This is a genomic window from Algibacter sp. L4_22, assembly GCF_023473045.1.
GTDB lineage: Bacteria > Bacteroidota > Bacteroidia > Flavobacteriales > Flavobacteriaceae > Algibacter.
The window spans coordinates 1-1,498 of record NZ_JAMCOK010000034.1 but is presented as its reverse complement, the minus strand read 5'-3'; the positions used below and the strand labels follow the sequence as shown (position 1 = coordinate 1,498).

The following is a 1,498-nucleotide window of genomic DNA, read 5'->3' as shown; positions in this document are numbered from 1 at the left end:
CTTTTTTTTCGCCAGTGTTCATTTTTTGTTTTCATAAGTGACTATAATTAATGGTTTAATTTTTAGTCAACCTATTTCAGGAAAATTCATTGGGTCAAATGTTTTACAACGTTTGGTTATATGAAAAGTAGCAGATTTATATGTGCCTATTTTTAATTAAAATATAAAGATAGCAGAAAAGAACCAAATTTTTGGTTTAGCTCTTAACTGCTATTTTTTATATAACGTGTTGTGGTTTGTATTTAATTTGTGCTAGGATAATTTAAATGTGTTTTAGATTTAAAAAATAAAATGATATGATTTTTTTATTTCCCAAATGTTGTTTGTTTTTTCTAAATAAAATAATGACATATTAGGTGATCTATCTTCAAATCGATACTGACATCGAATAGCAGCTTTATCTTTTTTGTCATTATATACAATTTTTGAAAAATTAAACCTGTAATCAATGTTTTTATAATCTCTATATTTTCCAATATGGTCAGAAGGGTTTAAATATACTATGGAATCAAAATAAAAAGTGTTAGTTACTCTTTTTAGTTTTATTTTATCTATATCAATATGTATGCTTCTACTATTGTCATAAACTTTTGTAAAACCTGAAAACATATCTTCAATCAACTCAAAATCGGGTATGTTTAATGCTAAGCTTGTGTCTATTGCTATGGTTCTGAATTCATTAATGTAGTCTATTAGTTTTTCATGGACTCTAATGGAATCTTTAACTGTAAATCTACCTTTAGTATTAATTGGCGATAAATCTCTAGGGGATAGACGTACCGCCACACTATCTATAACTTTACTAATTATTTCGCTAGTATTAGTGCTCTTATTGGTTACTGGCAGCGTTTTTTTATTGTTACAACCAATAAAAGTTATTAACGCTAATAAGCCAATTAAAGTTCTATATGTTTTATTCATTACAACCATTTTCTGCGTTTGAAGTATTTGCAATTTGTTTTATTTTAGCCCCCATATCATTTAAATCGAAAAAAACATAATCTATGTTTTCATTATAGTAACCATCTTTCCCGTAGGCGCTTAACCCTATCCAGCCAAAAGGTAAATAGTACTCCAGACTAAACCTTTTGTTATCTATCTCTCTTATGGCTCTTGCTATTGGATAAACATATCTATCTGCCATGTGTTGATGTTGGGCCTCGCCTGTATTTGCAAGGCTTCCAGATTCTACTTTTGCTGCTATGTATGAATTATACAAATTAATTCTATCATTAGGGTCTACATTTCCGCCATTTTCATGGACATATCTATATATTTCTGCATGAATGCCCTCATGCAAAAAATTAGTGGCTATTTCAAGAATTGACAAATGTATTATACTGAAATAGGTTGACTCTTTTTAGTTAATATTTTAACGTTCAAAAGATTTTTTATAGCCGTTTAGAAGGCAAAAAAATAGTTTGAACTAGGTCTGTTCTTAAATCGTAAGTTCAGGTAAATTTACATTATTTTTTCGATAGGATTTGTATTTGATGTT

2 protein-coding genes are annotated in these 1,498 nt (G+C 28.6%); both read right to left on the bottom strand.

Annotated features, from left to right (window positions below; translation table 11 throughout):
* Positions 1 to 279: 279 nt before the first annotated feature.
* Complete coding sequence (locus M4I23_RS19440) at positions 280 to 921, bottom strand: hypothetical protein (RefSeq protein ID WP_158851014.1); 642 nt, start codon at positions 919 to 921, stop codon at positions 280 to 282.
* Entirely contained in the window at positions 914 to 1,330 is a 417-nt protein-coding gene (locus M4I23_RS19435) for a hypothetical protein (RefSeq protein WP_158851012.1), read from the bottom strand. Before M4I23_RS19435 ends, M4I23_RS19440 begins: the two co-directional genes overlap by 8 nt.
* Positions 1,331 to 1,498 lie beyond the last annotated feature (168 nt).

Excerpts from the sequence above, each read along its gene's own strand:
- M4I23_RS19440 (WP_158851014.1), bottom strand. The coding sequence starts at position 921 with ATGAATAAAACATATAGAACTTTAATTGGCTTATTAGCGTTAATAACT.